Source organism: Streptomyces sp. NPDC057302, from assembly GCF_042667685.1.
Taxonomy (GTDB): Bacteria; Actinomycetota; Actinomycetes; order Streptomycetales; family Streptomycetaceae; genus Streptomyces.
Genome location: NZ_JBHUZJ010000002.1, coordinates 284,915 through 309,995 on the forward strand (window position 1 = coordinate 284,915; position 25,081 = coordinate 309,995).

Sequence of the window (25,081 nt, forward strand, 5' to 3'; positions counted from 1 at the left end):
CGACCCGTAAGGAGAATCAGACGTGATCAACCACATCGTGAGCATGTCCGGCAAGCACGGCGGAGAGCCCGACGACAAGCCGTGGACGCCGCCGCCCGAGCCGCCGTCCCCCGACGGCGAGCGCCCGAAGTAGAGCGGGGCACTCGTGGACTGGCGCAACATCGCCGCACAAGAGCTCGAAGCCATGGGGAGTTTCGCCTCCCCATGGCTTCGGCCTGCCTTCCATGCGGTCGACCGCGAAGCCTTCGCCCCCGCCCGCTTCTGGTCCCAGACCACCGACGCAGACGGGCTGCACCAGGTCATCGACCGCGACCAGGACGAGGACGCCTGGCGCAGGGCCGTGTGGGACAACCACCACTCGCTCGTCGTGCAGATGGACGACGGACGCACCCCAATGGACGGGCCCGCCAAGGGCGACTACTCGTCCTCGATCTCCGCCCCGGACATCGTCTTCCGCAAACTCAACGCGCTCGGCCTGGAGCAAGGCCAGCGGGTGCTGCACATCGGCACCGCATCCGGCTACGACACCGCCCTGCTCTGCGAGCGCACCGGCTCCGACAACGTCACCAGCATCGAGTACGACCCAGACCTTGCCGCGTGGGGGGCCGAAAACCTCCGGGCCGCCGGGTATTCGCCGACGCTCGTGCAGGGCGACGGCCTCGAAGGCTGGAAGACCTCGGCACCCCCCGAGTCCGTCATCGCCACCTGTGCCGTGCGGGAGATCCCGACCGCGTGGCGCCATCAGGCGGCCGACGAGGCGGTCATCCTCACCCCGTACAACACCAGCTACGCCCGTGGCGGGCTGCTGAAGATGCGGGTCAACAACACGGTGGCCTCGGGGCGGTTCATCGGCGCTGCCTGGTACATGTGGGCGCGCCAGCACCGGCCGAACAGCGATCTGCATCCGGCGCAGGACGCGCACCACGAGGCGTCCTTGATCCACCCAGATCAGATCTTCGGCTGGGACTGGCAGGTCGACTTCGCCATCGGGCTGCACGTCCCGGACATCTCCTTCGCCCACCGAGGAGAGGGGGAAGACCGGCAGGTACAGCTGTGGGACGCGGCGGGCACATCGGTGGCCATCGTCAACTACGGCGCCTGGTACGCCCGTGACGCGGTCGCGGTCTACGGCGAACGCAACCTGTGGGCGGAAGTCGTGGACGCACACGCCACCTGGCGTACAGCGGGCAGCGCGCACTTCACCCGCTACGGACTGACCGTCGACGACGACGCCACCTGGCTCTGGCTCGACACACCGGCCAACACCGTGCAGAGCACGGAGCGCCCCAAACGGGGCTTCCTCACGACGCCCCCCGCCAAGCCCCTGCGGTAGCCACCGGCGCACGACGAAACCCCCCGGCCTTCAGCTCCGGGGGGTTTCCTACGTTCTACCGGCGGGCGGCTGCCTCAGCCCGCCGCCGCGCCACGCTACTGGTTGCGTCCGCTCTCCATGCGCGTCACCTCGGTGATCCGCGCGTCCTTGATGTCGGACAGCTTCCCGTTGGTCAGCTCTTCCTTCAGCGGCACCGTTCCGCCCTTGGACGTCTTGCCCTCACCGAGCTTCTCCGTGCCCACACCCGTGGACCCCAGCACGTCGCCGTCCTTGTCCAGGAACTCCACCGACACCTGGTAGTCGCCGGGGCCCTCGCCGTGGTTGGTGATCGCGTAGTGGACCACGTAGGCGTTCTTGCCCCACACGTCGTCGTCCTCGCGGCCGACCTTGGTCAGCTTGGCATCGCCCGGCGCGTAGGACTTGCCCGGCACGGCCGGTTCCTTGCCCTCTAGCAGCCCGTCCGCGTTCTTCGTCGGCTCCGAGGAGGCGCTCTTGGTCGCCTTGGACGGCGTCTCGTCGGCTTCGGCGCTACCGCAGGCGGTCACAGCGGCCAGGGCCAGACCGGCCAGGGAAAGCGCGGCTATCGGGCGGGCGTGCTTCTTCACGGGAGTTCCTTCGCGAGTGGGGGGAGTGGAGCTCCCTGCGGTGGGATGGCTGCTACCTCAACCACGATAGGAGAGTCCGCGGGCCTGGAACCGCGACGAAAGACCCGCCACCAGGGACCAACGACCCTTGCGCCGTGCAGCGCCTCAGGCCACGTCGAAGAGGAACCCGCGTTCCTGCGCCTCATCCAGCGCGCGCGCCCGTTGGGCTGCTATCTGCTCGGCGTACACCGCAAGGGAGTGCGCATCCTCGTACTCGGCCAGCAGGTCCCTGAGACGCGCGTCGGCGATGCGGTACAGCACCTGGCAGTAGGCGGGGTTGTCCAGCGCGGCCAGCGCGGAGACCTCGCGGGTGGTGCCGTCGGTGAACTTCAGCCGGATCCGCGCCCGCTCCAGGGCCAGAGCGGTCTGGGCCTGGCGGCCGGTGCGCCCGCGCAGCTCCCGGCAACCAGCTCGGCCGCAGTCGACGGGCGACCACGTGGAGCGGGCGTCCTTGGTGTCGCTGAACGTCCCGACGTGGCAGGCCGGTACGGGCAGCTTCTCCCCGTACCACCAGCGGTAGGTCACCGCGTGGACCGCGCCGCCGGGCCGCACCGACATGTTGCGGCCCTCGAACTTGGCGGAGGCGGCTTCGGCGATGGAGCGTATGGGCTCGTGGCTTGTCGTCATGCCCCACCCCTTGATCGGTATTTCTATACCGCCCCAGTATGCCTAATGGTCCAGACGGGACGCCACAGAGATCAGCGCCCTATGCGCTCGATCCACCGCTCCACATCTGCAGCGATCGCCACCGGCGTGCGACCGGTGCGGACGGCGGCATCGTGCACCGCGCCGTTGATCCGTCGCTGCCACTGATCGGCTCGTTCCTCGTCCTCAACGTCCTCGACGATCTCGCCGTCCTCGACGTCCTGTTGAGGTTCGACCAGGGAGGGGCCCGAGGTGCGGGCGTGAGGCTGCTCGTGCGCGGGTTCGGGTTCCGGGACACGCTGCACCCGGGGCGGCTCGATGGCCAGCTCGGGGCGGGCCCAGTCGACGCCCGCGAGTTCCGGCGCTGCGCCAGCGCTCTGCTCCAGGTGCTTGCGGAGCTTCTGGGCGGTGATCTTCTGCCCGGCGTTGCGGGCGCGGCTCACAGCCTCGGCGTAGTCATGGGCGGTCGCCTCAACTCCGGCTGTGCTGGCGTAATCGGCCAGGGCGCGCACGTGTGAGGCGGGCGGCTGCTTGTCGCAAATTTGCGACATCGCGGAGGCGAGCGGCCACTCAGCGATCAGCCGGTAGGCGTCGTCCTTGCCGATCCCCCACTCTTCCTCGACGTACTGCACGAACGTCCGCCCGCCCTCGCGGTACAGGCGGCCCTTGTTGATCGCGTCCAGGGCCTTGCCACGGACCCAGTCGACCATCGCGCCATGGTCGCGGGCGTACTCGCACTTGCCCAGGAGCTGACGTTCCTTCGCGCTGAGCGGCCCCTCGGCCTCGGGGCGCTCGCGCGGCTCGGGCACGTTCTTGGGCGTGAAGGGCTTCGCACGGTCGGGGTGGCTGGCGGTGTGGTGCTCGATGTCGGTGGAGCTGGAGAACCCGCTGGGCACGGTCGTCACTTGAGGTAGCCCGCCTTGTCCAGCTCGGTGACCAACGCGTCGAACGGCAAACGACGTTCGGGCTTGTCGCACGGGAAGCCCACGGCGGAGGCGATCGCCTCACGGCGCGGGATACGCGACGTCAGGACCGTCCAGCCGTCTGCACGGAGTTTGTCGCGGTACTTGTCGGGGCTCGCGGCCCCCGCCTGGCAGCGGTTCAGCAGCACGACCGTGGTCGGTGGCTCCCCGCTCTCGCGCAGCGCGGCCGAGCGGCGGATCATCTTCGACAGGGACGTACCGCGCTCCGGGCGGGTCAGGCGGGCGTAGTCGGTGCCGGTGGGCGACATCGTCACTATCACCAGATCGGCGACCTCCAGCACGGAGTCGACGATGTCCGCGTGGTTCTCCGCGTGGCCGACGTCGACCAGGTTGATCGCGTCGTGGTCCATGCCGGGGTAGGTCTCCTCGGCGAAGTCCACGTCAGCGGCGACCGTCACCGGCGAGGGGAAGCCCTCGACGTCCCGGCCCCAGGCCCAGAGTTGCATCGACTCGTCTGCGTCGTACAGGGCCACGCGGTGCCCGGCCCGTTCAAGGGCGTACGCGAGGAGTCCGCTGTTGGTGGTGCCGCCCATCGTTCTGGGCTTGAGGCTGGCGATGAGCATGCGCGCCACCCTACCGGCGTAGTCGGATCAACTGTCCGGGTATGGGCGGGACGTGATATGACGCATCGCCACAAACCGCGGATGCATCGAACAGGCCGCCCAGGCGCAGGGGCGGCACATCGGTACGCGAATGTCGCTGACGCCCGGCTGGCACTGCGCCAGCAGAGAGCCCTCGACCTGAAGCGTCACGTCGTAATCAGCGCCCGCGCTGCCCATGCACGCAGATTCCCCCAGGTGCGAGGCCACGCACAGGCACTGGCACTCAGCCATGCCGGCCGTCTGCCTCGTAGAAGCGGACCTCGGGTACCGGAGCCTCCTGCGTCCCCTCGGCCATCGCATCGAGAAGGTGAGCCATGGAGCCGTTGTCGTCACCGTCGGTGGGCGGCGAGTTGAGTCCTTCGGGGATGGAGATGACGCCCGCGTCGATCGCGGGCCCGTTGGCGTGGCGGCGGGCATCCTCGAGTCCGCCGAGCGCGCGGGCGGCATTGGCCTCGGCCCGCGTGAAGCGATGGCACCGGCCGCAGTAGCCGTGCTTCACGTCTTCGGGGTGGCGCGAGAGAGTGCCGCAGGACGGGCAGGTGAAGGATGGGGCCTGGGGGCGCCCGGGAGTATTCATCAGCTGCGGCCCTTCAGGTTGTTGCACGCCATCGCTTGGAGGACCTCGCTGTTGCCGCAGAGGCACCTGTCGCGGGCGGCGGCGATCTCCATGGGCCGAGACTACTGGGTGCGCCCCGGCGGCCCGGTGAGGTCAAGGATGGCCCACACCTGGCGGCCTTCGGCGGTCATCTCCGTGCTGCAACTCACCGCGCCGAGCTCCAGCATCCGGGCCCCGACGTCTTCGCTGATCGCACCGGCCTTGGCCTGATGGCTCATCGCCAGGATGAGGAGCTGGCGGCTTTGCTCGGCCAGGTGCACGCTCACGTGGCGGCCGCCGTCGGCGACGACTGTGGCCACCATGTGACGGACCAGGGCTTCCAGCCCTGCGGGGGCCCGGAGGTTCCACTTGATGAGCTTGGTGCTGATCTCCTTGTACGCCTTGGCTCCCGCCCAGGGCTGGGCCTCCAGGGTCCAGGCGACGCCCGGCCGGTTCTTCATGACCGTGCGGCCGGTGCGCGTCCCGTGCTGCGGCAACGGGAAAGACTCCGGATCCACGCCGGGCTGGGGCGGGGGAGGAGACGGGGGGCTCTTGGGCGGGGGCGGCGTCTTGGGCGGGTAGTCCGGGCGCGGTCTGACGGCCTCTGGCTCAGGGTGCGGTTCCATGGCGGCCTCCCGGCGCAGCGTGCATCCACCGTAGAGCCTGCCCCCGCTTCAGGAGCCGTGAACGACCCATCCGTACACGCACGTTGACGAGACCGCGTCGAAGGCTGGCGTTACGCAGGCGAGTCGCAACGTGCGCTCATCGCCAGCCCCCTGGATGGGAAAGGGGTCACTCCGCGGCCCCTTCGGGCAGGCGGGCCAGGATGGCATCGAGGGTGCGCTGCTGCTCGGCGAGCGCCTTGATGACCACGGCCAGATGATCTGTACGGACCGGCTGGAAGGTGCGCACGTCGAACTCTCGGGCCTCGGGGGCGGCCTCGGCCGCCGCCAGGGTGGCGGCGGCGGCCTCGGCGGAGAAGTGGTTCATGCGGCCTGCTGCTCCTGATGCTGAGCGTTCAGTTGCTGGCGGCGGGCGGAGATGAGGTGTCCCAGCGGCAGCGGGTCTGCGCCTGCCTTCATCGGGACGGGCTCACCGGCGACCCCTGCCAGTTCAGCATCCTGGGCGACCAGCGACAGGGCCTTGGCGTCATTCCACACGTGCGGGTCACGCATGCGTGCCAGGAACCCCGAGAGCGGGTCGGGGGCGCCCACGGGGGTGTCGCTGTCGCCGTCGACGGAGGCGGCGAAAGGGATCATGAACACCTCGGTGAGGAGGTATTTGAACCCGGCGGTCATCGCCTTGTTCGCGGCCTTGTCGGACACGTCGGAGCCCTCGCCGACCATGACCGCTTCCACATGATCACCGGCGGGGCCGAAGATGCGGTAGCGGATGGTGAGGATCGCGGTGTTGTTCTTCCCGCCGCGCAGCTCGTAGCGCGTGTCGATCACCTCGGGTGCGATGAACAGACCGTGGCGGACGAACGCGCCGTTGGCGGCGTCGATGACGTCGTCGATGCTGCGGAACTTGTAGCTGGAGAAGTTGTTGAAGCCGTTCTTGCCCACGGGGTCCATGTCGCGCATCACGGCGTTGATCGCCTGGTGCACGCTGAGCGGCTGCTCGTGGGCGGACGCGGGTATGGGGCGGGCCTTGCGGGCAGGGGCTTTACCCTGGGTGATGGACGGTTCGGCGGTCATGCTGCTCCGTTCGTTGTGAGAAGGCGTGTCGCTACCGGATGGGGATCTGTGAGGCGGCACGCTTTCTACGTTTATTTTACTACAGTCAGGTGCTGTTCTTGAGGATCGGATTGCCCTCCTCGTCCAGCCGTCCGGTGTCCTTGCCCCACCGAGTGAGCGTGTCCAGACGCCAGTAGGAGTGCCCGTTCTCGCGTACGTCGTGGGTGGGGAAGTCGCGCGGCAGTCCGCGCGTCTTGCGCCGGTCGATCCAGGTGTCCACGGTGCGCTTCAGCACGCCGAACATCTCCGCCACCTGGGCGGCGTTCTTCAGCTCGATGCCGTCCACGTCGAACTTGGCCTCATCCTTGAGCACCCGATGAGAGCCGCGCCGAACCGCCTGGATCAGGCTGCCGTCGATGTCCAGGATCCCCTTGCGGACCCCGGTCAGATACACCTTGCGCGGTGCGTAGCGGTACAGCTCCGTGCGCCGGGCGGAGGGGGAGACGGGATCACCGAACAGTCGCAGCCGCGCCCAGTCGCGGGCGGTGGCCAGCGGGCAGTGAAGGCGTTTGCTGATGTCGTGCACCGTCATCGGTGTCTCGGCCTCGAACCACGGCGGATCGGGGTCGCTCATGAGGATGTCCTGTCGCAGTCGGGTACGGCTTACGTACCCGATGCTACAGGTGGCGGTCTGTCGGAGGATCACCGTGGAGAGCGCTGGTCAAGCGTCAGATCACCGCAGCGGCACCCCGACATGGTGCAGGGAATGCGGGCGTCCTCGGTGAACTCCAGCGAGTGCCGCGAGACGGTATGACCACACGAGCACCTGCGGGGGCCGCACGCGGCCCTCACGCGGCGCTCGGTCTCGGCGTAGGCGGCATCGAACATGGCGTCCCGCTGCGCCGTGGCGCTCTCCGCCCGCAGCCCGGAGGCGGTCAGGCGCTGCTCCATGTGGAGCGTGTCGATGTCGCCGAGGATCTGGGCGAGCACCGGGTTCTGCGCGGCGTGCTGCTCCAGCAGGGCGAGCGCGGCGGCTTGGCGCTGGGAGTCGGCCGCGCGCTGGGCGGGCAGGTCGTCGGTGTTCATCAGGTTGCCTTCCGGGTGGCGCGCTGGATGTGGCGCTGCTGACGTGCCACGCGAGACAGTCTGATCTCTGCCTCTGACAATGCGGCGTGCTCGATGGGCGGCTCCTCGCTGTCGTGGATGAGTTCAGCCAGCGCACGGGCACTCTCGGGGAAGGACACCTCGATCATGAAGCCGTGGCCGTTCTCGCCACCGGGCACGCCCACCGACCAGTTCCAGGCCTGCTCGTACAGGTGGACGTCGCCGTGACGGGTGTGGGCTATCAGCCGGGCGAAGGGAGAGGGGGGCAGCTTGGTCCAGGTCAGCTCAGGCATGGCGGTTCTTCCAGGGGTCGGGCGAGGGGGAGGTGAGCATGTAGAGGACTCCGTCACTGCCGGTGTGCAGGGCCCAGCCCTTGTCGATGACCAGCCCGTGTGCGGCGGCCACACGTGGAGCCATGGCCAGCGCGCTGGAGAAGCCGGTGGCCGTGCGGGTCTCCATGACCGTGAACCCGTCCTCGTGGCCGGCATAGCCCACGGTGACGCCGTGGACGCTGACGGCGATCTCGTAGTGGGGGTGTTCTTCGGTCTGGTGGGGCATCGTTCACTCTTTCTCGCTTGTGTCTCAATACTACAGTGCGGGGGTGGTGGCGTCGGGTCGGCGGTAATGGTGGATCGGGACGCTGCACGCCGCCGCGCGATCCGCGGTGACGGCCGAGAAGTCGGGCACGACCTCCCGGCGCGCACTGCGGTAGAGGTCCAGGTCGAAGACGCGATCCCGGTAGCGCACGGGGACCAGCCAGCCGTTGAACCAGCAGGAGACAGGGGCGTAACCGCGCCAGAAGGTCAGCAGCTCCGGGCCGTCCTCCAGGACGACGTGCCACCACTCCCCGTCCTCTTCGGCGCGCATCAGTCGGCCACGTGGGCCAGGAGCGCCGGGTCGACGGGGCGGGTGACGGGGGAGCCCAGGGGCTGAACCATGACCAGGCGCTCGCCGGTGAGCGGTTCGGTGGCGTGGCCGGTGACGTCGCCCAGGTAGCGCTCGGTGCGGTGGTAGACGGTGTCGCCCTTGCTCAGTTGGTCGGGGGTCATGGTCCTGCCTCTCGGTTACGTGTCGACACTACAGTTGGGGGATAGTCAGGCGGCGTTGTCGTATATGAACGCGTCGCAGTCCTCGCGTGCGTCGTCGTAGCAGTCGGCGCACAGCAGGTCGCAGGTGCAGTGCTCGCGCACCACGTGCCAGCCCAGCTCGTAGTCCAGGTCGTCATCGTCGTATTGCGGCGGTGCAATCTCCCCGCAACTGGTGCATGTGGCGGCGGCGGCCTGAATGAGCTCGATCTCGGTGGTCGGCATGCGCTGCTCCTTTGCCCCCTCTTGCGTACGAGTTAATACTACAGTTCAGACCGTCTGGTGTCGGGTCCGCTCGGACGCCTCACTCGGCGCGGGGTCCCACCCGCAGGACGGCGTCGATCTGGTTCACGTACGCCCAGCGCTCGCGGCTCTGGCCCTCACGGTGGAAGCTGTAGTCGATCAGCGCCCGCCCGTTCTTCTCGCCGTGGCCCAGCACCGTGCCGCACACCGGCTGGCCCGAGCCGAAGTCGGGGCGCACGCTCACCTGGGAGCCCTCGGGGAGCTGCTCGGCGATCTCTTCGTAGTCGGTGTAGTCGTCGAACACGGCGTGGTGCAGGTCGTTCATCGTCTCGCTCGCTTCTCTCGCTCCTGCTTACGACTCAATACTACAATCCGGGGTGAGGGAAAGCGGGCCCCCCGACGTGAGCCCGCTCACCCGCTAAGCCGCCTGGTCTTCCTCCAGGACCGCCAGGCGGATCACCGCGGCCTGCGCCTGGTACAGCACCGCCTTGGGCGCCGGGCCCGTCTTGGACAGCTTCTGCTGCGTCGCCTGGAGCCGCAGGACGTCACCGGCGGCCAGCCGGACCGGATACGACGGCGAGACAAGCCCCGAGTAGCCCTCACCGGCGCTCGCGGCCTGCCCGCCGTAGAGCCCCTCCAGCGGGTCGACGCCGTTCTTGGACCACTGCCCGTAGTACTTGCACAGGGAGTCCATGTTGTTGACGTGCAGAGCCCCGACCAAGAGGTAGATGCCTGCCTTGTCGACCTTGATGCCGTCCGCGCTCACGAGGGAGAACCCGTCGGTCGCGGCGATCTTCGTCAGGGCCAGGTTCGTCCACTCGTCCACGACCAGCGCCGTACGCGGCGCGGAGACCGCGATATGCGCCAGCGGTGACTGGAGCGCCTTGACGATCTGAGCGCTCACATCCGCGCTCTTGGCGTAGGCGGCCAGCGCGCTCACCTTCGCGTAGTCGGCCAGGCTCGCGGCCTTGGCGTACGCGTCCAGCTCGGTGCGCTTGGCCAGCCCCGAGACGTCGGGGATCTCCGACTTCTTCGCCAGACCCGACACGTCGGGGAGGTCGGCCTTCTTCGCGTAGTCGGCAAGCGCGGTCAGCTTCGTGTAGGCGTCCAGGTCCGTCTTCTTGGCGAGGCCCGACACGTCGGGCAGGTCGCTCTTCTTGGCGAACTGCGCCAGGAGCGCTTCCAGCTTCTCGGTGGTCACCAGATTGGCCAGCTCGGTGCGCTTGGCGTACTTGGCGGCTGCGTGCGGGTCGCCGGGGTCATTGATGTGCTCATCGAGCGGCGTGATCACGGGCTCTTCTCCCTTGGGTGAGGCGAGTGCTGCCCCGTCAACGCCGCCTTGACCGTGCGGGTTGTGCGCGCTCGGCCGTGCGGGAAGGGCCGCGGGTCCGTGACCCTGGGTGCCCGCCGGCCTCGCGGTCGGTAGGACTCACAGCAGCCCCATGTCGTTGAGGGCGTCGAGCATCTCCAGGCATCCCGCGCAGTAGCCGTCGTGAGTGGGGTCGGGGTCGTGGGCGCCGACGGGGCACAGGTCCCCGCGCTCGACGAGTGCGCCCCTGCCCTCGGGCCAGGTGCGGGGGTCTCCGCTGCGCTTGGGCATCAGTAGCCGCCTTCCTCGGGTGTGAAGTGGTTGTGTTCGGCCGCGCGCAGCCAGGCGCTCTCTGCGTGGATCTCCTCGCGCGCTTGGAGCATCTGCTCGTGCCAGTCGCGGGCCTCGTGGGCGGTGGGGGCGGTGATGCCGTCGAGTTCCTCGGCGAACAGGGAGTCAGGCACCGGCCTCGTCCTGGCGGTGAGTGGTCCAGCTGTCGTGCACGGTGCAGGAGTCGATGCGCCAGCCGTGCAGGTGGCGCATGCGGGCCACGGTGGCCTGGTGGGCGGCGACCGGGTCGTGGTCGGCCGGGACGGTGTAGGTGTGCCGCTGGTCGTAGGTCTCGGTGGTCACGGTGTGGCCGTGCGTCTCGACGTACATCGTGTGGCGGTCCTTGACCAGCTTGGTGCGGGCGTCGGGTTGATCAGGCACGGGTGCGCTCCTCGCGCTCCTTGATCGCCTGCTGGTGCATGGCGAGGGTGTAGCCGCTGGGGCAGCCGGGTCGGCAGAACTCGCCAGGCTGGGCGCCGCAGTCCTCGTGGGTGTCCTCGAAATCCTCGGGGCGCCACAGGCGCAGATCGGCGCTCACTCGCACCACCGGCAGTCGCAGCCCTCGGGGTGGGGGCAGCCGCAGAACACGGCCTCCTGGTGGCAGGGCTTGCAGTACGCGTGCACCACGCGGGTCGTGCGGAACGCGGTGCGGCAGTGTCCTTCGGCGTCCACCAGCTCGGTGTTGCAGGCCCGGCAGCGTCCGTGGGGCTTGTAGGTGTAGCCCTCGCGGTTCGCGTTGTAGAAGCTGGACATCAGCTCCCCCTCTCTTGCTTACGTCTTAATACTACAACAGGGTGGATGGGAGGCGGAATCCTCCCGTACCCGGACAGGGCGCGGCCCCGGCGGGAGAGAAGAACCGCCGGGGCCGACACGCACACAGAACTCAACCGATAGGCGCCTCCCGCAGCCGCGTGTGAGGGTGGTGCGCTTCGGGGCGGGCACCGTCGGCGCCGCCCCCGTACCCCGGCTCAGGCGGCCAGCGACAGCGAGCGCACGTTCCGCGCCAGCTTCCACGCCCGGATCTTCGCGGGCTGGGGCCGGATCACGTTGCGGTGCAGCAGGGAGTCCGTGCTGTCGAAGCGGCGCTCCCAGTCCGCCCACTCCACGGCGGCCTGGGCCAGGCCCAGTGCGGTGTCGGCGATCGGCGCGTTCGTCTCGGACTCCAGCAGGGCGCGCAGCGCGTCGCGGTTCTTCTCCACGACGCGGATCGAGCGGTCGTTGCGCTCGCCCACGGGCGGCATCGGGAAGTACGCGGCCACGTACGCCTCGCGCTCCTTGGGGGAGATCTTCAGCGAGGACAGCTCGGTGGACACCTGGGCGATCATGTCGAACTGGCCTCGCGCCATCTCCACGAGCGCGGTGACCTTGCGGGCGTTGAACTCCCAGCGCTGGGTGTGGCGCAGCGTCACGGACATGCCCTTGGTGCGGGCGGTCACCTCCGAGGCGCTTGCCTGGTTGGTGCACGTCAGGCGGGTGGAGGTGCCCCACAGGCGCAGCGCACCGGTCCCGTCGTGGCTGGTCTGGAGCGCGATGAAGGGGACGGTGGGGGAGAAGTCACCTCCGAGCTGACGTTCTTCGCCGACGCGGATCAGGGCGAACACGCGGCGTCCGCCTTCGAGTTCCACCAGGTGCTCAAAGCTCGTGCCGGGCACCTGAAGGAGCGGGTCGATCAGGGCGCCGATCGCGCGGTGGGTGATGACGCCGTAGGACTCACCGACGATGCCGAGCTTGTCGCCGCCGGGGCCGCGGGTGATGCGCTTGTGGCCGTTCTCGTAGGCGTAGACGGGCTTGCCGTCCTCGCCCATGCCTTCCAGGACGGGCAGGCCCTGGGCGTCGGACTTCAGGATGCGCGAGACGGTGGGCTCCCACGTCAGTCCTGCGGCCTCGCGGGCGGCGTTCCAGTTGGGGGAGGCGAGCTGGTTGGACTGGTTGAGCAGCTTCCAGGTGGGCTCGCGGCGGGCGGCGGGGATGGGGGCGGTCTCGGTGATCGTCATGACGCTGTCTCTTCTCTCTGTCTCACTTGCTTACGTTTCAATACTACAGAGCAGGGGTGGTTTTGTCGGGCCGCCTGTCTGTGACGGCGGCTACTTGGGCGGCTCGGGGTCCCAGTCCTCGAACATCTGCGGCACCCCGCACTCGTCCATCTCGGCGCGGACCTCTTCGAGCATCGCCAGGCGGTAGCGCTCAGAGAGAGCGGCAGCGGCCAACGCGCGGGCTGCCACGGTGTACGAGCGGCGGCGGGCAGGGCTGGTCTCGCAGGTGGCGGCCAGCAGGATCTCGGTCCAGACCTTGGACAGCTCCTGCTCGCCGATGCGGTCCAGCTCGGCGCAGGCGTCCAGGTAGAGGTCGCGGGCGGAGGGCTGCTCGTACACGTCGTTCTCTCTTCTCTCGCTCTCTTGCTTATGGCTCAACACTACAGTTAGGGCCGCGCGGCGTCGGGTTCGTCCGCTGTGACCTGACCGACTGTGCACCGCCCGCGCTTCGCGGTCCTGCGCTGTAGTATTAAGACATGAGCGAGGGGGTGCAGACCCGCTCCCGAAGGCAGGGCACGCGGCCCGCCCTCTCGTTCACCCCCGAGCCGAGAGACTGCACCCCATGTACGAAGCACCGCCCGTCACCCGCACCGGCGTCATCCGGGCACTGGCCGACCTGAACAAGCCCGTCCCGGCAGATGAACTGGTCTGCCACGTCTACCGCATGGCCGGACACCCCGACATGCAGCACCCCGACGCACGGATCAGCACACTGATGGAGCCCGGACGCCGCACAGACGCCTGGGAGTACCTCGACCTGGTGGCCAACATGCTCCAGGAGGACGAACTGTTCGCCGCCCCCGTGGGCGACTACCAGCAGTACGACGTACCCCTGGACCCCCGCCACATCGGCGGCGATGACCCGCTGCTCTGCCTCTCGGGCCGCTGGTGCATCTGGTCGGGCCAGCAGCGCTACACCGTCATCGTGCTGCGCGCCGACGTCGTCCCCAGCATCATCGAGCGCGCCGCCGTCCTGCGCGGCCACATCAGCGACTCCGACTGGTGCGGCCCAGGCGACGGCATCCCCTCCGACGACTGGACGCGCTTCTCCCTGCGCCTCTACGCGATCAGCGCCCCCGACGCCTGGGACCAGGCACGCGACTGGGTCATACAGAACGACCCGGCCGACGAGGACGCCGCATGAGTTACACGCCCAGCCCCCTGTCCTGCGCCGAAGGCTGCGGCCCGCGCAACACCTACCGCGACAGCGGAACAGGCTTCGCATTCGTGTGCTCGGGCTGCGGCCACATCGTCACCGTCGCCGACCTCGTGCCCGACATTCGCGAGGAAGTGCGCCCCGTGGACGGCGTTCTGTACGTCGTGCGCATCGACGTCTGACCAGGGGGTCAACTCGCGCGCCCGGCCTGCCCCGATCACCCCACGGCGGCGCCGCCCACCTGCCAGAATAAAGTGTGCCAAGCCGCACGCTTAGGGCTATCGGTGCAGGTCAGGGAGGGGTGCAAGGGTGGTCAACTCGGCAGAGATTTTCCCCAAGGTGCTGGAGCTCGACCGCGCGGAGTGGGTGTGGCGTGAGCTGTGGACGCTGGCGGCCGCCGAGGACGCCACCGACGAGACGGTGCGCCTGGCGGCGATGATCGGCATCACGCGCCTGACCGAGGCCCGCCGTGGGGAGCTGGCGAACCTGCGCGTGGGCGACGTCGACCTCAAGGGCGGCCATGTGACGGTGCGCCGTACGAAGTTCCAGCAGATCCACACCTTGCCCCTGGACCCCGACCTGCAACGCGTGCTTGAGACCTGGACCAAGCGCCGTGAGCGGCTGGTGCAGCGCCACATCGAGGGCGGTAAGCACGATGCGCTGCTGGTGACCTGCCACCACACCACGTGGACCACCCAGGCCCGACGACCGGCGACCAAACAGATCGGCCTGCCGCTCTCCCCTCAAGGGGTGCTGCTGGCGTGGAAGCGGTGGTCGCGCCAGGCCAACGCCCACTACCTCGGCCAGATCGAGGGATGGAAGCCGCTGCCGCAGCGCTTCGAGTCGATCCGTATGGCCTGGCGCCGCCACTAGGCCGTTTCGTTTGGATCGTCGGGCTGACCACAGGAAGATGCCTGCGGTGTGGAGTCCGACCAGGTAGATCGTGGCGGTCTTCTCGTACCATCAGCACGGACGCAGAAGGCCGCAAGATGGAGACCGCCGAGGTCAAGCCGTCCGTTCCGCCCGCGCAGTGACCTGACGGACACGCTGGAGAAGAAGGGCACCGTATGAGCAGGCTGCTGGAAGCGGTGTGTGCGCTGACCATCGGCGTCCTGGTAGCGCTCCTTGTATGGGGTGCAAACCCTGGCGCCGTGCGGGTGGCGTGGCGGGAGGGCGAGCTGAGCAGTGTGACGGTCGTGTTCGTGACGGCGTGTGCGCTGTGGCTGGTGCTGTGGCGCAGGCGTACCGGGCGCGGCCCGCTGGCATGGCCGCTTGCGGTACTGCTGTGCAGTGCGGCTGTTGCGCTGGTCGTGGCGGCCATGGCCGGTTGACCGGCACAGGCGGGCAGGTGGGGCTTCCCGTTCTTGTGGGCGGGAAGCCCCGCAGCGTTCACCGCAAACGTCCGGGCGGGCGCGGTGGAGTGCCTCGGCGGGGTGGGGGTCATGCCGGTTCCTTCGAGGTCGCTGGCCGGTTCAGGGGGAAGGCGCGGTGTGCCTGCATCTCGCCCTGGGTGGCGTGGACGATGGCGTGCAGCACCAGGCGCAGGTTCACCCGGTCCAGGCCGGACAGGGAGCTGCGCAGGCCGGTTGGTGAGTCTGCGGCCAGGGAGCACGCGATACGCAGGACGCTGCGTTCGCTGTCCGTCCCGACCAACAGGGCGTGCTCGTGCTCGGGCATCGAGCGGGTCACTCCGGTATCCAGCGTGGCGGCGATGGCTGTCCACTGGATGACGATCCAGGGCTCGGGCGCGTAGCCGTCCTGGTCGTCCCCCAGGTACTCGTCCTGGGACAGGTCGGTGAGCCAGCCCCACGCGTAGAGCGTGGGGAGCCAGCGGGCGTGGCGGTACAGGAGGTCGACAGCCGCCTCGCGTCCCAGATCGCCGCGCGCTGTGTTGGCCAGGGTGGCGTACAGGTCGTTCATCGTTTCGCGGTCAGACATGGGCGTCCTTGTTCGTGGGCCGGTAGACGGTGTTGGAGAGCCTGAATGGTGCGTCGGCGGGGCCGCGTTCGTACTCGATGACGGTGATGTCCTCGTGCACGCAGGCGTCGCCCAACTCCGCGTGCCGGTGCGTGTTCTGGCACTGCGCCTTGTCGTGCTCGGTGACCAGCTGGCGATAGGCCAGCGGTCCGCGCACCGAGCCGCCGCTCGGGCCCGCACGGCGGCCGGTGGGTGACGTGGGGCGGCCCACGGTGACGATGCGCACCCGGCCGTCGTCCTCGATCCCACGGCGCCGGTCGCTCCTGCGCTCGGCGCCCTTGCGCGCCAGCTCGGTGGTGCGCGTGACTGGCTTGGGAGTTGGCAGATCAGCCTGCGTGATCAGGGAGAACAGGGCGAACACGAACCGGGTGATGTGCTCGTTGGTGCCCTCCTGCGGCTCGCCCTCGAATTGGTGGCCCTCCCCGACGACCGTCTCGGAGTAGGCGCACATCGGAAGGCTCCGGTAGGTCTGGGCGGGCTCCTGGGCGTAGAAGGTGATCCACCACCACCGTTGGGCGGCTTCGAAGCGCATCCGCGTGACCGCGACGCCCTCGCCGGCCTCCTGGCTCTGGGGACTGTTGGTGGTGATCCAGGGCCCGTGCTCGGCGGGGTCGAAGACGGAGAAGGACACGGCGACGATGGGCGGGCAGCCCTCAGCGAAGGGGTGAGGGGTTGCCAGGACCATGAACCCGGCTCCGGGCAGGACCCGGTGGGCGGTCACCGGAGTGCGGACGGGACGCTGTGCTTTACGTGAGGCGGCGGCGCACAGGTCGTCGTCGATGAAGTACAGCTTGGCGCGCTTGAGGCGTTGGGCCTCGGACTCGCACAGCGCCCACGCGGGGTAGCTGTCGTCCTCGCGGGCGTGCGGGTCGGGTGCCAGGACGAACGCACCCCGGCAGAGGTCGTCGTACTCCTTCTGCCTGGCGAAGTCGGTGGAGCCGAAGATCATGAGGTCGCGGCGCCACTTGGGGATCTTGAGCGGCTGGACGTGCCACGGCGCGTACACCGGCTCGGGCGGGGAAGCGAAGTCCAGGATCTGGCGTCCGCCCTCGGCGCGGGCGGCGGCGCCCGCCAGGATGGCCAGGACCTCGACGCGGTGCGGGACGTCGAGCTGGTCGACGTAGAGGGTGAAGTTGTCGGCCGTCTGCCCGTCCAGGAGGCGCAGGGCACGCCCGGCCCTGCGGGTCTCGTCCACGGAGTTCTTGGCCATGGACAGCAGCTCGGCGATGTAGCCGCGCCAGGACCCGAACCTTGAGGTGATGTCGGGATCGGCCTCGTGCGCCAGGTAGGTGGCGACGGCCGGGAAGTCCTGGCTCTGGCTCGCGGTGAACGCCTGACGGCGAAAGCGCAGCTTGTCACCGCTGCGGTAGGAGTGGGCTGCCTCGTCCATCAGCAGGCGCGCGGCGCGCACGGTGTCAGCGGTCGCGATCAGCAGGTTCGGATTCTTCATGGCACTCACGGGATCTCTGGTCGGTCTGGCAGTAGCAGGTGGAGGGCGGCATGAGGGCGATCAGGCGCCCGCAGCTCGTGCACTGGAAGGAGGGGACGTTCCTCATAGGGCCTGGCTCGACGCCCAGGCGTCGTCGAGGGCGACGAAGACCGGCATGTTCAGGCAGATCTCCGCGATCAGCGCGCAGTTGTCGACCGTGCGTGGCTCGGCATCGCGGCTGTAGCGCGGGTGGTCGTACCAGACCATCAGCCCCACGGGGTGGCGGGTCATCTCCTGGAGGCTGGCCGGGGAGCGGAAGGGGATGTCCCAGCGCTGCCACAGGCGGCGCCCCTCGCCGTCCACGGCAATCAGCTCCCAGTCCCAGTCCTCGACGTTGAGGTTGGCTGGCAAGGCGGTGATGAACACCAGGGCTCACCTCTCCTGCTCGTCGGCATCGGGCGTGGGTGGCCCGTCGAGTGCGTCAGCCCAGTTCAGGGCTGCGAGCTGGTCGAGCGTCAGCCCCTCGGTGAGGGCGAGCTCGAAGGACAGGCGCACCCACGGCGGCATCTGATTTCTGCCGGCCGCGCGGATGGCCTTCACGTGGGGTGCGCCGAGCGAGGAGGCGCCCAGCAGCGCACTGAACTCCTCCTCGCTCATCTCCTCGGGTGTGTCCATCAGGCGGTGCGCCTGAGGGGCTCGTCACCCGAGGGCAGGTAGCTGCGCGCGCGGCCGGTGGGGATGTCGGGCAGGTCGTGGGGGCAGATCATGTCCCGGCGCGGCGAAAGCCTCATGAGGGACTTGCCGTTGAGGGCGTTGACCCAGGCCCGCAGGATCAGCGCGAACTGGAACTGCTTCTTGTCGCCGAGGTTGAGGCGGGAGCGCTCGTCGCCTTCGCCCTCGGTCATGACGTAGGTGCGCAAAGCCGCGGTGGGGTCGCCTTCGGTGAGGCCGAAGCCGTAGGCCAGGCGCTCGAACCAGCGCCGGATCACCACGGCGTCGTTGGGGTAGCGGCGTGAGAGGACGGCGTGGGCGGTGGTGATGCTGGTGGCGTTGAACTTCGCGGTGCGCAGCTTCTTCCAGTACAGGGACTGGCGAATCGCCTCGCCCTCCTTCTCGCGGAAGGCCAACGCCCGGGCGTTGGAGAGCTGGGCGCGGCGTGCGGCCCACTCGGACTGCGGCACGTGGTCGTAGAGGTAGAGCATGCGCAGCGTCGCCTGGAACTGGGTGGGGTCGGGTTCCTGCAACGACTGCATGAGGTGGGTCAAAGAGCGCTTGCGTCCCTGGTCGGTGGCCGCGTAGGCGGCGACAGGCACGTTCTCGAACACGATGAACGGCACCCGGAGCCCCGCCCGGTGGTCCTCGTTGGTGGGGTCGGTGGCCCACAGCAGCGCCCCCAGACGCGACTGGCCGTCCAGGCACTTGCCGTCGGGGTCGAAGAGCAGCCCGTGGGGGTGCAGGATCCACTCGCCGCGCAGCATGATCTCGGCGTAGGTGCGCTCGGCGGTGCGTGAGCGGTTGCGCTGGTAGTCGGGCAGATCCCCGACCCAGCCCAACGCTTCTTCGCGGCCGATCAGACGGGCCTGGATCTTCAGCTGCTCGAAGGTGGAGAGGTCGTAGACGTTCTCTCCACCGCCGCCCGCAAGCACGGTGAGCAGGTCGGAGGTCTTGTGCGGCGCACGAACCTCGTGCTGCTCGGGCTCGGGCGCGGGTTCGCTCCAGTCGGCGAACAAATTGTTGGCGACCGTGGCGTCCTCGGCGCGAGCCTTGTCCAGCCGCTGCTCGTGGTCGGCGTGCACGCTCTCCTGGTAGACCTTGTGACTCCAGCCGATCTTCCGCAGCCGCGCCAGGCAGTTGTCGAAGGCCGCACGGTCGCTGAAGTGCGTACCGATCCCGGTGCGCCATCCGCCGCCCTGCGACTGGGGGTTGATCTGGTCCTGCGCGCGGCGCGCGTCATTGGACGCCATCCAGCCAAGCCCGCTGGTCTTCTTCTCCACGGAGAAACCGGTGGTCTTCTCGATCTTGCGGACGAGTGATTCAGGCGTTTCGATTCGCGGCATGGGGACGCTCTTTTCTGTTTCAGTGATGCGCTAGTGCTCGGCCTTCGGCTGTCGTCGAGGTGTCAGGGCGCCGCTCACTGCTCCGGGGCGGCGGTCTTGATGGCGCGTACGAGGGGTCGGGGCTTGAAGCGCGCCATGGCAGCCGCCTGATCGGCAGGCATCTCGCCTGCCAGGACGGCTTGGTTGAGGTTGCCGAGGAAGTGGCGGCGCAGGTGTCGCAGATTCAGGGGCGCCAGGCCGTCGTGTTCGCTCTGTAGGTAGAAGGTCTGGGAGACGTAGCTCGGGCCGTGGCGGCAGATGACGCCGTCCGGCGCGCTGTCCTCCAGCGCTTGCAGGAGTTCGGGGGAGGGCGGGAAGGGGTAGCCGCCGAGTTCGGTCAGCAGGGGGTCATCTGCGCGCAGCGCCGTGATTTCGCCGGGGCGTAAGCCGCGTTCGGCGGCGAGCAGCGCCCACAGGTAGGTGCGGGCGTGGTGGCGGCGCAGGTGGGCGAGCACGCCTTCTACGCGGTGAGGGCTGGGCTGGCGGGAGAACACAGAGAGTCCTTCGCAAGGGCCGGGGCTGCCCGCCCGCGGGGGTGGGCAGCCCTGGAGCGGGGTCAGAAATCGCGGTCGGTCTGGCGCTGGTCGAGGAGCATGCGGAAGAGGTCGTCCGCGGTCATGCCGAACTTGTGCAGTACGGCGAGGAGTTGGGAGTCGGCGTCGCTGACGGTCTCGTCGTTGTGGAGGCTGTTGAGGGTGCGGCGGTGGTTCTTGCGGTCGGCCAGTGCGTAGATGGCGGTCGTCTCGGGTGATTCGTGGCGTGCGAAATCCTGGGTGGCGACGAGATCGCGGGTCTTTTGGTAGTAGCGGGTGATCGCGGTGTGCCGGAACTGGTGGAACTTCAGGCGCACGCCGACCTGGGCGGCGTAGATGGCGACCGTGGTGGAGACCATCTGGTTGGTGGTGCGCGGCCACAGGGGGCCGGGGGACTCCTGGGCCAGCGACCAGAGGTCCTCGAAGAGGTCGTCGGGAACATCGACGTCGGTTTCGCGACCTGCCTTGCCGATGACGTGGAGGGTGCGGGAACTGGGGTCCAGGTCCCGGCCCTGGATCTTGGCCACCTCGAAGGAGCGAAAGCCCAGTTCGCCGCCCACGCGCGCCCACCGGTAGGGCAGAGGAGCGGTCGCCTTGAGGTGGCTCATGACGGTCGCGTAGTTCTCGGGCGTCAGCGGCCTGGGCCGGTATCTGGGGCCCTTGGGCCGCTTGATGCCCTCGGTCGGGTCGGGCACGCCCTCGAAGCGCGCCCAGAGACTGATGTGTTCGAGGTACTTCAGGCGGGTGGCGGCGCCGTGCTCCCGCTCCTCGAACACCTGGAGGATGTGCTGACGGGTGAGATGGCGCGGGTCGCGCAGGCCGCTGGCGCGGGTGACGACGTCGACCATGCTGATGCGGACGGAGACGGTCTTCTCTGAGAGTTGCTCCGCGACCATGGCGTCATGCCAGGTGGCGAGCTTTTCTGGAACTGACACCCGGGCATAGCTGCTCCACCAATACGTCCCTAATTCGCGGCTATGGGGAAGTACGTCCCAATTGAGGGACAGGGGAACGAGCGTGCTTTTCGATCTTGCGTTTGTGGCGCTTCTCACGACGCAACGCCCGAATGTATATAAACGGGATAATTAGCTGAGTCGGGTGATCCATACGATGGCGTATGCCCCACTCGTCCGGGTTCTACATACGGTGGCGTAGGTCACTTAGCAAGGTGAAAGATATGACGACGTGAGAGCAGAGTCGACATCCTTCATCCCTGACACATTCACCTCCTACGCAGCGGTCGGCGACAGCTTCACCGAAGGCGTGGGGGACCCCGGTCCTGACGGAACGTTCGTCGGCTGGGCCGACCGCCTTGCCGTGTTGCTCGACGACCGGCTGCCGGAGCACACCTTCCGGTACGCCAACCTCGCGGTGCGCGGCAAGCTGCTCGACCAGGTCGTCGCGGACCAGGTGCCCCTGGCCAGGGAGCTGGCCCCCGACTTCCTGACGTTCTGCGCGGGCGGCAACGACATCATCCGCCCCGGCACCGACCCGGACGAGGTCGCCGAGCGCTTCGAGCGGGCCGTCGCCGACCTCACGTCCGCGGTCGGCACGGTCATGGTGACCACGGGGTTCGACACCCGCGGAGTGCCGGTCCTCAAGCACCTGCGCGGCAAGATCGCCACGTACAACGGCCATGTGCGGGCGATCGCCGACCGCTACGGCTGCCCGGTCCTGGACCTGTGGTCCCTCAAGACCATCCAGGACCGCCGCGCCTGGGACGGCGACCGGCTGCACCTCTCCGCCGAGGGCCACACCCGCGTGGCGCTGCGCGCCGCCCAGGTCCTGGGTCTCGAGGTCCCCGCGGACCCGGACCAGCCGTGGCCCCCGGAGCCGCCGCGCGGCACGCTCGAGGTGCGGCGCGACGACATCAACTGGGCGCGCGAGTACCTGGTGCCGTGGTTCGGGCGGCGGCTGAGGGGCGAGTCGTCGGGGGATCACGTGGAGGCGAAGGGCAGCGTGGACCCGTACACCGTCAGGATGCACATCAAGTCCGCGTCCTGAGCGGGGCGGCTTGCGCAGGTGGGGTGGCGTACCGAGAGCGGGGTGGCGTCAGCCCGCCGGTGAGCCGTCCGGGACCAGGCCCAGTTCGCGTGTCAGGGCCTCGTCCACCCACGCCAGCATGCGGGCGCGGGGCAGTGGGCCCTCGTAGGCCGTCGTCTGCACCGCGAGGCCGTCGAGCAGCGCCGTCAGGCGCAGGGCCGTGCTCTGCGGATCGGGGCAGGTGAACTCGCCCGCGGCGACGCCTTCCCCGATGACCTCCGCGAGTGCCGCCTTCCACTGCTGGTCCAGGTCGCGCGTCACCGTACGCAGGGTGGGCTCGCGCAGCGCGGCGGACCAGCCCTCGATCCACAGGCGCCAGCCCTTGGCCTGGCCGGTGGGGGCGTACCACCGGACGGCGGAGCGCAGGCGGCGCAGGGCCGTCGTGCGGCGGCCCAGGAGGGTGCGCAGGTGGGCGAGGTCGCCCTGCGCGGCGTGCGCGAAGGCCGCCGCCACCAGCTTCTCCTTCGTGGAGAAGTGGTACAGGACCAGCGCGTTGCTCACCCCGAGCGCCGCGGCCACGTCCGCGATGCGCACCGCCGCCACACCGCGCACCTCGATCTGTTCGACGGTCGCGGCGAGCAGTTCAGCCCGCCGTTCCGCCACGCCCAACCGCACTCTCGCCACGCCGGGCAGCCTATCCACCTCCGCCCGTACCCGCGGACCGCGCGGTCGCGTACCGGCCGAAGCGCTCGGCGATCACCGGAAGGCGGTCGGCGACCAGCGCGTGGGCGGCCGCGCGCGGAGTCGTGCCGTCCGCTTCGGCCCGGCGCAGCATCACGTCGACCAGGGCCCGCATCGAGCGGCGCGTGTGCGCGAAGGCCTCGTCCGCGTCGGCCCCGATGTCGCCGAAGAGCGTCCACCACCACCAGGCGTTGGTACAGGAGTTGACGACGACGTCCGGCAGGACGGTGATGCCGCGCTCCGCGAGGAGTCGTTCCGCCTCGGGCAGGACCGGCATGTTGGCCGCTTCCGCTATCCAACGGGCCGTGATCCGCGCCTGGTTGGTCTGGTTGATCGTGTACGACACCGCGGCGGGGACCAGGATCTCCGCCTCCGTGGAGAGCCAGGCCTCGCCCGGCAGTTCGCGGTCGCCGGGGCGCAGCGCCGAGCGGTCCACCGTGCCGTGCGCGTCGCGGGCGGCGAGCAGCGCCTCCACGTCGAGCCCCGCCGGGTTGGCGATCGTGCCCTCGATGTCGGCGACGGCCACCACCGTCAGCCCCGCGCGCGTGAGGAAGCGGGCGCTCGCGCCGCCCATGGTGCCCAGGCCCTGCACGGCCACGCGCGCGCCCGCATGCGCGTGGCCGTCGCGGTCGAGCGCCGCGAGGACCGCTTCGGCGACTCCATGGCCGCCGACAAGATCGCCGAGGCCGATCCCGTCGACCCGCACGGCGAACGCCTCCGCCAGGTGCTGACGGGCCGCGGCTTCGTCGTCCAGGAGCGGGTAGACGGCCTGGACGCAGGAGATCAGGCCCGCTTCCGCCGCCGCCCTGTCGACCAGGTCCTGGGTCAGGCCCAGATCCTCGCCCGTGGTCCAGGAGCTCTCTACGTACGGGCGCACGGCCCGCAGGTAGCGCACCAGGACGCCGTACGCCTCCGGGGCGCGCGGATCGCAGTCGATGCCGCCCTTGGCGCCGCCGAGCGGGACGTAGCGGGCGCTCGGGTCGTAGTGCAGGGCCTCCTTCATCGTCATTCCGCGGGCGAGCCCCGTGACCTCGTCGAGCGTGCAGCCGGGGCGCATCCGCAGGCCGCCGCTGCAGACACCCCGTACGAGCCGGTCGATGACCAGAAATCCTCTGTGGCCGGTGACGTGGTCGGTCCAGGTGAGGGAGAGCAGGGGCGTGGGAGCGGTGGCGGGGGCCGTGGGACCTGCGGGGACTGCGCCGACTGGGGGCATGGAGCGTACTCCTACTGAATGGGGAATCAGTAGGAGTACATCACGCACCGGCGTCCGCTTGGCCGATGCGGGCCCCTCCGGACGGCCGTTGTCGGAGGCGGTGCACATAATGGAGATCTGACCTACCCATTCCAGGAGGTGCTGTGTCCCGTTCGCTGAGCTCTGGGCTCCGCTCGCTCAGGACCGCCCCCTTCGGCGCGGATCCGGCCGGTGAGCGACTCGCGAGGATCCGCCGTTCGCCGAACTTCGCAGACGGTTCTTTCCAGAACCCCGAGGGGGCGCGGACCCGGCCCACGGGGTCGACGCTCGAGTTCGCGAAGATCTACTTCCGTAAGGAGGAGCGGATCCGGCGCGGCCCCGCGGGCACCGTCCCCGTGCATGCCACCACCCTCGCCGACCTCGCCAAGCCGCCGGCGAGCGGATTGCGGATCACCTGGATGGGGCACTCCAGCGTGCTCGCCGAGATCGACGGGCAGCGGGTGCTCTTCGACCCGGTCTGGGGCGAGCGGTGCTCCCCCTTCTCCTGGGTCGGTCCCAAGCGGCTGCACCCCGTGCCGGTGCCGCTCGCGGCGCTCGGTCCGGTGGACGTCGTGGTGATCTCGCACGATCACTACGACCACCTCGACATGCCCACCATCCAGGCCCTGGCCGGCACGGACACGGTCTTCGCGGTGCCGCTGGGCGTCGGCGCCCACCTGGAGCGCTGGGGCGTGCCCGCCGACCGGCTGCGCGAGCTCGACTGGAACGAGGCCACGAAGGTGGCGGGCCTGACCCTCACGGCGACGCCCGCGCGCCACTTCTGCGGCCGCGGCCTGCGCAACCAGCAGCACACGCTCTGGGCGTCCTGGGCCGTCGCGGGGTCCGAGCACCGCATCTATCACAGCGGGGACACCGGCTATTTCGGCGGCTTCCGTGACATCGGCGCGGAGCACGGACCGTTCGACGTGACGATGATCCAGATCGGGGCCTACAGCGAGTTCTGGCCCGACATCCACATGACGCCCGAGGAGGGCGTGCGCGCGCACCTGGACCTCCAGGGCGGGCGTCCGGACGGCGTGATGCTGCCGATCCACTGGGGCACGTTCAACCTGGCGCCGCACCCGTGGGCCGCGCCGGGCGAGGACACGATCGCCGCGGCGGGCCGCGCGGGCACGCAGCTCGCGCTGCCCGTCCCCGGGGCGCCCTTCGAGCCCACGTCGGACTCCGTTCCGGCGCAGCCGTGGTGGCGCGGCGTCGCGGTCGAGCCGGAGGGCGGCTGGCCCCGTCCGCAGGGCATCACGGCAGGCACCGAGCGCGCCGAGCCTTCCGACGGTCCTGAGCGCACGGAGGGCACCGGAGAGCCCGAGGCGGCGCGGGTCGGCTGAGGCGCGC

General features: G+C 69.4%; 40 protein-coding genes. 7 read left to right on the forward strand and 33 right to left on the reverse strand.

Features of this window, described 5'->3' with window-relative positions:
• Positions 1-145: 145 nt before the first annotated feature.
• Positions 146-1,333 (forward strand): protein-L-isoaspartate O-methyltransferase, encoded by a 1,188-nt coding sequence (locus tag ACFUPX_RS02645; protein ID WP_383314600.1) that lies wholly within the window; start codon positions 146-148, stop codon positions 1,331-1,333.
• Between the two features lie 95 nt (positions 1,334-1,428).
• Here the strand turns inward: ACFUPX_RS02645 and ACFUPX_RS02650 are convergent, their stop codons facing one another.
• The 24 genes from ACFUPX_RS02650 to ACFUPX_RS02765 form a co-directional block, all read right to left on the reverse strand.
• Positions 1,429-1,938: a hypothetical protein gene (locus tag ACFUPX_RS02650; protein WP_383314603.1), complete on the reverse strand. Its 510-nt coding sequence runs from the start codon at positions 1,936-1,938 to the stop codon at positions 1,429-1,431.
• A gap of 144 nt (positions 1,939-2,082) precedes the next feature.
• Positions 2,083-2,604: a hypothetical protein gene (locus ACFUPX_RS02655; RefSeq protein ID WP_383314606.1), complete on the reverse strand. Its 522-nt coding sequence runs from the start codon at positions 2,602-2,604 to the stop codon at positions 2,083-2,085.
• A gap of 71 nt (positions 2,605-2,675) precedes the next feature.
• Positions 2,676-3,527 carry a hypothetical protein gene (locus ACFUPX_RS02660; protein WP_383314609.1) on the reverse strand — a complete coding sequence of 284 codons (852 nt, stop codon included), beginning with the start codon at positions 3,525-3,527 and terminating at the stop codon, positions 2,676-2,678.
• Positions 3,524-4,168 carry a plasmid partition protein gene (locus ACFUPX_RS02665; RefSeq protein WP_383314612.1) on the reverse strand — a complete coding sequence of 215 codons (645 nt, stop codon included), beginning with the start codon at positions 4,166-4,168 and terminating at the stop codon, positions 3,524-3,526. Before ACFUPX_RS02665 ends, ACFUPX_RS02660 begins: the two co-directional genes overlap by 4 nt.
• Before the next feature lie 262 nt (positions 4,169-4,430).
• Complete coding sequence (locus ACFUPX_RS02670; RefSeq protein WP_383314615.1) at positions 4,431-4,706, reverse strand: hypothetical protein; 276 nt, start codon at positions 4,704-4,706, stop codon at positions 4,431-4,433.
• 179 nt (positions 4,707-4,885) lie between these two features.
• Complete coding sequence (locus ACFUPX_RS02675) at positions 4,886-5,299, reverse strand: hypothetical protein (RefSeq protein ID WP_383314618.1); 414 nt, start codon at positions 5,297-5,299, stop codon at positions 4,886-4,888.
• A gap of 295 nt (positions 5,300-5,594) precedes the next feature.
• Positions 5,595-5,792, reverse strand: coding sequence for a hypothetical protein (locus tag ACFUPX_RS02680; RefSeq protein ID WP_383314621.1), 198 nt, complete (start codon positions 5,790-5,792; stop codon positions 5,595-5,597).
• Entirely contained in the window at positions 5,789-6,499 is a 711-nt protein-coding gene (locus ACFUPX_RS02685; RefSeq protein WP_383314624.1) for an ERF family protein, read from the reverse strand. The genes ACFUPX_RS02680 and ACFUPX_RS02685 overlap by 4 nt, the downstream gene beginning before the upstream one ends.
• Before the next feature lie 85 nt (positions 6,500-6,584).
• Positions 6,585-7,112, reverse strand: coding sequence for a hypothetical protein (locus ACFUPX_RS02690; protein ID WP_383314627.1), 528 nt, complete (start codon positions 7,110-7,112; stop codon positions 6,585-6,587).
• Positions 7,113-7,180: 68 nt separating this feature from the next.
• A complete protein-coding gene (locus tag ACFUPX_RS02695) occupies positions 7,181-7,564 on the reverse strand; it encodes a hypothetical protein (RefSeq protein WP_383314631.1) in 384 nt (127 codons plus the stop codon).
• Entirely contained in the window at positions 7,564-7,875 is a 312-nt protein-coding gene (locus ACFUPX_RS02700; RefSeq protein WP_383314634.1) for a hypothetical protein, read from the reverse strand. Before ACFUPX_RS02700 ends, ACFUPX_RS02695 begins: the two co-directional genes overlap by 1 nt.
• Positions 7,868-8,140, reverse strand: a complete 273-nt coding sequence (locus ACFUPX_RS02705; protein ID WP_383314637.1) for a hypothetical protein — start codon at positions 8,138-8,140, stop codon at positions 7,868-7,870. Before ACFUPX_RS02705 ends, ACFUPX_RS02700 begins: the two co-directional genes overlap by 8 nt.
• A gap of 30 nt (positions 8,141-8,170) precedes the next feature.
• Positions 8,171-8,449: a hypothetical protein gene (locus tag ACFUPX_RS02710; RefSeq protein WP_383314640.1), complete on the reverse strand. Its 279-nt coding sequence runs from the start codon at positions 8,447-8,449 to the stop codon at positions 8,171-8,173.
• On the reverse strand, positions 8,449-8,631 hold the full coding sequence (locus tag ACFUPX_RS02715; RefSeq protein WP_383314643.1) for a hypothetical protein: 183 nt from the start codon (positions 8,629-8,631) through the stop codon (positions 8,449-8,451). Before ACFUPX_RS02715 ends, ACFUPX_RS02710 begins: the two co-directional genes overlap by 1 nt.
• 45 nt (positions 8,632-8,676) lie before the next feature.
• Positions 8,677-8,892: a hypothetical protein gene (locus tag ACFUPX_RS02720; RefSeq protein WP_383314646.1), complete on the reverse strand. Its 216-nt coding sequence runs from the start codon at positions 8,890-8,892 to the stop codon at positions 8,677-8,679.
• 79 nt (positions 8,893-8,971) lie between these two features.
• Positions 8,972-9,235, reverse strand: coding sequence for a hypothetical protein (locus ACFUPX_RS02725; protein WP_383314650.1), 264 nt, complete (start codon positions 9,233-9,235; stop codon positions 8,972-8,974).
• Between the two features lie 93 nt (positions 9,236-9,328).
• The gene (locus tag ACFUPX_RS02730; protein ID WP_383314653.1) at positions 9,329-10,201 is read right to left on the reverse strand and encodes a hypothetical protein; all 873 of its coding nucleotides are present in this window, start codon (positions 10,199-10,201) and stop codon (positions 9,329-9,331) included.
• Positions 10,202-10,339: 138 nt separating this feature from the next.
• Positions 10,340-10,510: a hypothetical protein gene (locus ACFUPX_RS02735; RefSeq protein ID WP_383314656.1), complete on the reverse strand. Its 171-nt coding sequence runs from the start codon at positions 10,508-10,510 to the stop codon at positions 10,340-10,342.
• The gene (locus ACFUPX_RS02740) at positions 10,510-10,683 is read right to left on the reverse strand and encodes a hypothetical protein (RefSeq protein ID WP_383314659.1); all 174 of its coding nucleotides are present in this window, start codon (positions 10,681-10,683) and stop codon (positions 10,510-10,512) included. The genes ACFUPX_RS02735 and ACFUPX_RS02740 overlap by 1 nt, the downstream gene beginning before the upstream one ends.
• Complete coding sequence (locus ACFUPX_RS02745; protein ID WP_383314662.1) at positions 10,676-10,930, reverse strand: hypothetical protein; 255 nt, start codon at positions 10,928-10,930, stop codon at positions 10,676-10,678. The genes ACFUPX_RS02740 and ACFUPX_RS02745 overlap by 8 nt, the downstream gene beginning before the upstream one ends.
• Complete coding sequence (locus ACFUPX_RS02750; RefSeq protein ID WP_383314665.1) at positions 10,923-11,087, reverse strand: hypothetical protein; 165 nt, start codon at positions 11,085-11,087, stop codon at positions 10,923-10,925. Before ACFUPX_RS02750 ends, ACFUPX_RS02745 begins: the two co-directional genes overlap by 8 nt.
• On the reverse strand, positions 11,084-11,302 hold the full coding sequence (locus ACFUPX_RS02755; protein WP_383314668.1) for a hypothetical protein: 219 nt from the start codon (positions 11,300-11,302) through the stop codon (positions 11,084-11,086). Before ACFUPX_RS02755 ends, ACFUPX_RS02750 begins: the two co-directional genes overlap by 4 nt.
• Before the next feature lie 215 nt (positions 11,303-11,517).
• Positions 11,518-12,543, reverse strand: a complete 1,026-nt coding sequence (locus tag ACFUPX_RS02760) for a DUF932 domain-containing protein (RefSeq protein ID WP_383314671.1) — start codon at positions 12,541-12,543, stop codon at positions 11,518-11,520.
• A 90-nt stretch (positions 12,544-12,633) separates the two neighbouring features.
• Positions 12,634-12,921, reverse strand: coding sequence for a hypothetical protein (locus tag ACFUPX_RS02765; protein ID WP_383314675.1), 288 nt, complete (start codon positions 12,919-12,921; stop codon positions 12,634-12,636).
• A gap of 223 nt (positions 12,922-13,144) precedes the next feature.
• On the opposite strand from ACFUPX_RS02765, the gene ACFUPX_RS02770 reads away from it, so the two are divergent.
• The 4 genes from ACFUPX_RS02770 (at position 13,145) to ACFUPX_RS02785 (ending at position 15,069) form a co-directional block, all read left to right on the forward strand.
• On the forward strand, positions 13,145-13,726 hold the full coding sequence (locus ACFUPX_RS02770) for a hypothetical protein (protein ID WP_383314678.1): 582 nt from the start codon (positions 13,145-13,147) through the stop codon (positions 13,724-13,726).
• Positions 13,723-13,920 (forward strand): hypothetical protein, encoded by a 198-nt coding sequence (locus ACFUPX_RS02775; protein WP_383314681.1) that lies wholly within the window; start codon positions 13,723-13,725, stop codon positions 13,918-13,920. Before ACFUPX_RS02770 ends, ACFUPX_RS02775 begins: the two co-directional genes overlap by 4 nt.
• 127 nt (positions 13,921-14,047) lie before the next feature.
• The gene (locus ACFUPX_RS02780) at positions 14,048-14,611 is read left to right on the forward strand and encodes a tyrosine-type recombinase/integrase (RefSeq protein ID WP_383314685.1); all 564 of its coding nucleotides are present in this window, start codon (positions 14,048-14,050) and stop codon (positions 14,609-14,611) included.
• Positions 14,612-14,805: 194 nt separating this feature from the next.
• Entirely contained in the window at positions 14,806-15,069 is a 264-nt protein-coding gene (locus tag ACFUPX_RS02785; protein WP_383314689.1) for a hypothetical protein, read from the forward strand.
• A 109-nt stretch (positions 15,070-15,178) separates the two neighbouring features.
• Here ACFUPX_RS02785 and ACFUPX_RS02790 read toward each other — a convergent pair whose 3' ends face one another.
• From ACFUPX_RS02790 to ACFUPX_RS02820, 7 genes are all read right to left on the reverse strand, one after another.
• A complete protein-coding gene (locus tag ACFUPX_RS02790) occupies positions 15,179-15,676 on the reverse strand; it encodes a hypothetical protein (protein WP_383314692.1) in 498 nt (165 codons plus the stop codon).
• Positions 15,669-17,165 carry a hypothetical protein gene (locus ACFUPX_RS02795; RefSeq protein ID WP_383314695.1) on the reverse strand — a complete coding sequence of 499 codons (1,497 nt, stop codon included), beginning with the start codon at positions 17,163-17,165 and terminating at the stop codon, positions 15,669-15,671. Before ACFUPX_RS02795 ends, ACFUPX_RS02790 begins: the two co-directional genes overlap by 8 nt.
• A 102-nt stretch (positions 17,166-17,267) precedes the next feature.
• Positions 17,268-17,570 carry a hypothetical protein gene (locus tag ACFUPX_RS02800; protein WP_383314698.1) on the reverse strand — a complete coding sequence of 101 codons (303 nt, stop codon included), beginning with the start codon at positions 17,568-17,570 and terminating at the stop codon, positions 17,268-17,270.
• A 6-nt stretch (positions 17,571-17,576) separates the two neighbouring features.
• On the reverse strand, positions 17,577-17,819 hold the full coding sequence (locus ACFUPX_RS02805; RefSeq protein ID WP_383314702.1) for a hypothetical protein: 243 nt from the start codon (positions 17,817-17,819) through the stop codon (positions 17,577-17,579).
• Positions 17,819-19,201 carry a hypothetical protein gene (locus tag ACFUPX_RS02810; protein WP_383314705.1) on the reverse strand — a complete coding sequence of 461 codons (1,383 nt, stop codon included), beginning with the start codon at positions 19,199-19,201 and terminating at the stop codon, positions 17,819-17,821. The genes ACFUPX_RS02805 and ACFUPX_RS02810 overlap by 1 nt, the downstream gene beginning before the upstream one ends.
• Before the next feature lie 74 nt (positions 19,202-19,275).
• The gene (locus ACFUPX_RS02815; RefSeq protein ID WP_383314708.1) at positions 19,276-19,734 is read right to left on the reverse strand and encodes a hypothetical protein; all 459 of its coding nucleotides are present in this window, start codon (positions 19,732-19,734) and stop codon (positions 19,276-19,278) included.
• 62 nt (positions 19,735-19,796) lie between these two features.
• Positions 19,797-20,708: a tyrosine-type recombinase/integrase gene (locus ACFUPX_RS02820; RefSeq protein WP_383314711.1), complete on the reverse strand. Its 912-nt coding sequence runs from the start codon at positions 20,706-20,708 to the stop codon at positions 19,797-19,799.
• Positions 20,709-20,958: 250 nt separating this feature from the next.
• Between ACFUPX_RS02820 and ACFUPX_RS02825 the strand changes: the two genes are divergently transcribed.
• Positions 20,959-21,777: an SGNH/GDSL hydrolase family protein gene (locus ACFUPX_RS02825; RefSeq protein ID WP_383314713.1), complete on the forward strand. Its 819-nt coding sequence runs from the start codon at positions 20,959-20,961 to the stop codon at positions 21,775-21,777.
• Positions 21,778-21,825: 48 nt separating this feature from the next.
• Here the strand turns inward: ACFUPX_RS02825 and ACFUPX_RS02830 are convergent, their stop codons facing one another.
• Both ACFUPX_RS02830 and ACFUPX_RS02835 read right to left on the reverse strand, forming a co-directional pair.
• Positions 21,826-22,440, reverse strand: a complete 615-nt coding sequence (locus ACFUPX_RS02830; protein ID WP_383314716.1) for a TetR/AcrR family transcriptional regulator — start codon at positions 22,438-22,440, stop codon at positions 21,826-21,828.
• Between the two features lie 10 nt (positions 22,441-22,450).
• Positions 22,451-23,710, reverse strand: coding sequence for a Glu/Leu/Phe/Val dehydrogenase dimerization domain-containing protein (locus tag ACFUPX_RS02835; RefSeq protein ID WP_383314719.1), 1,260 nt, complete (start codon positions 23,708-23,710; stop codon positions 22,451-22,453).
• A 143-nt stretch (positions 23,711-23,853) separates the two neighbouring features.
• Between ACFUPX_RS02835 and ACFUPX_RS02840 the strand changes: the two genes are divergently transcribed.
• Positions 23,854-25,074 (forward strand): MBL fold metallo-hydrolase, encoded by a 1,221-nt coding sequence (locus ACFUPX_RS02840; protein WP_383314722.1) that lies wholly within the window; start codon positions 23,854-23,856, stop codon positions 25,072-25,074.
• Positions 25,075-25,081 lie beyond the last annotated feature (7 nt).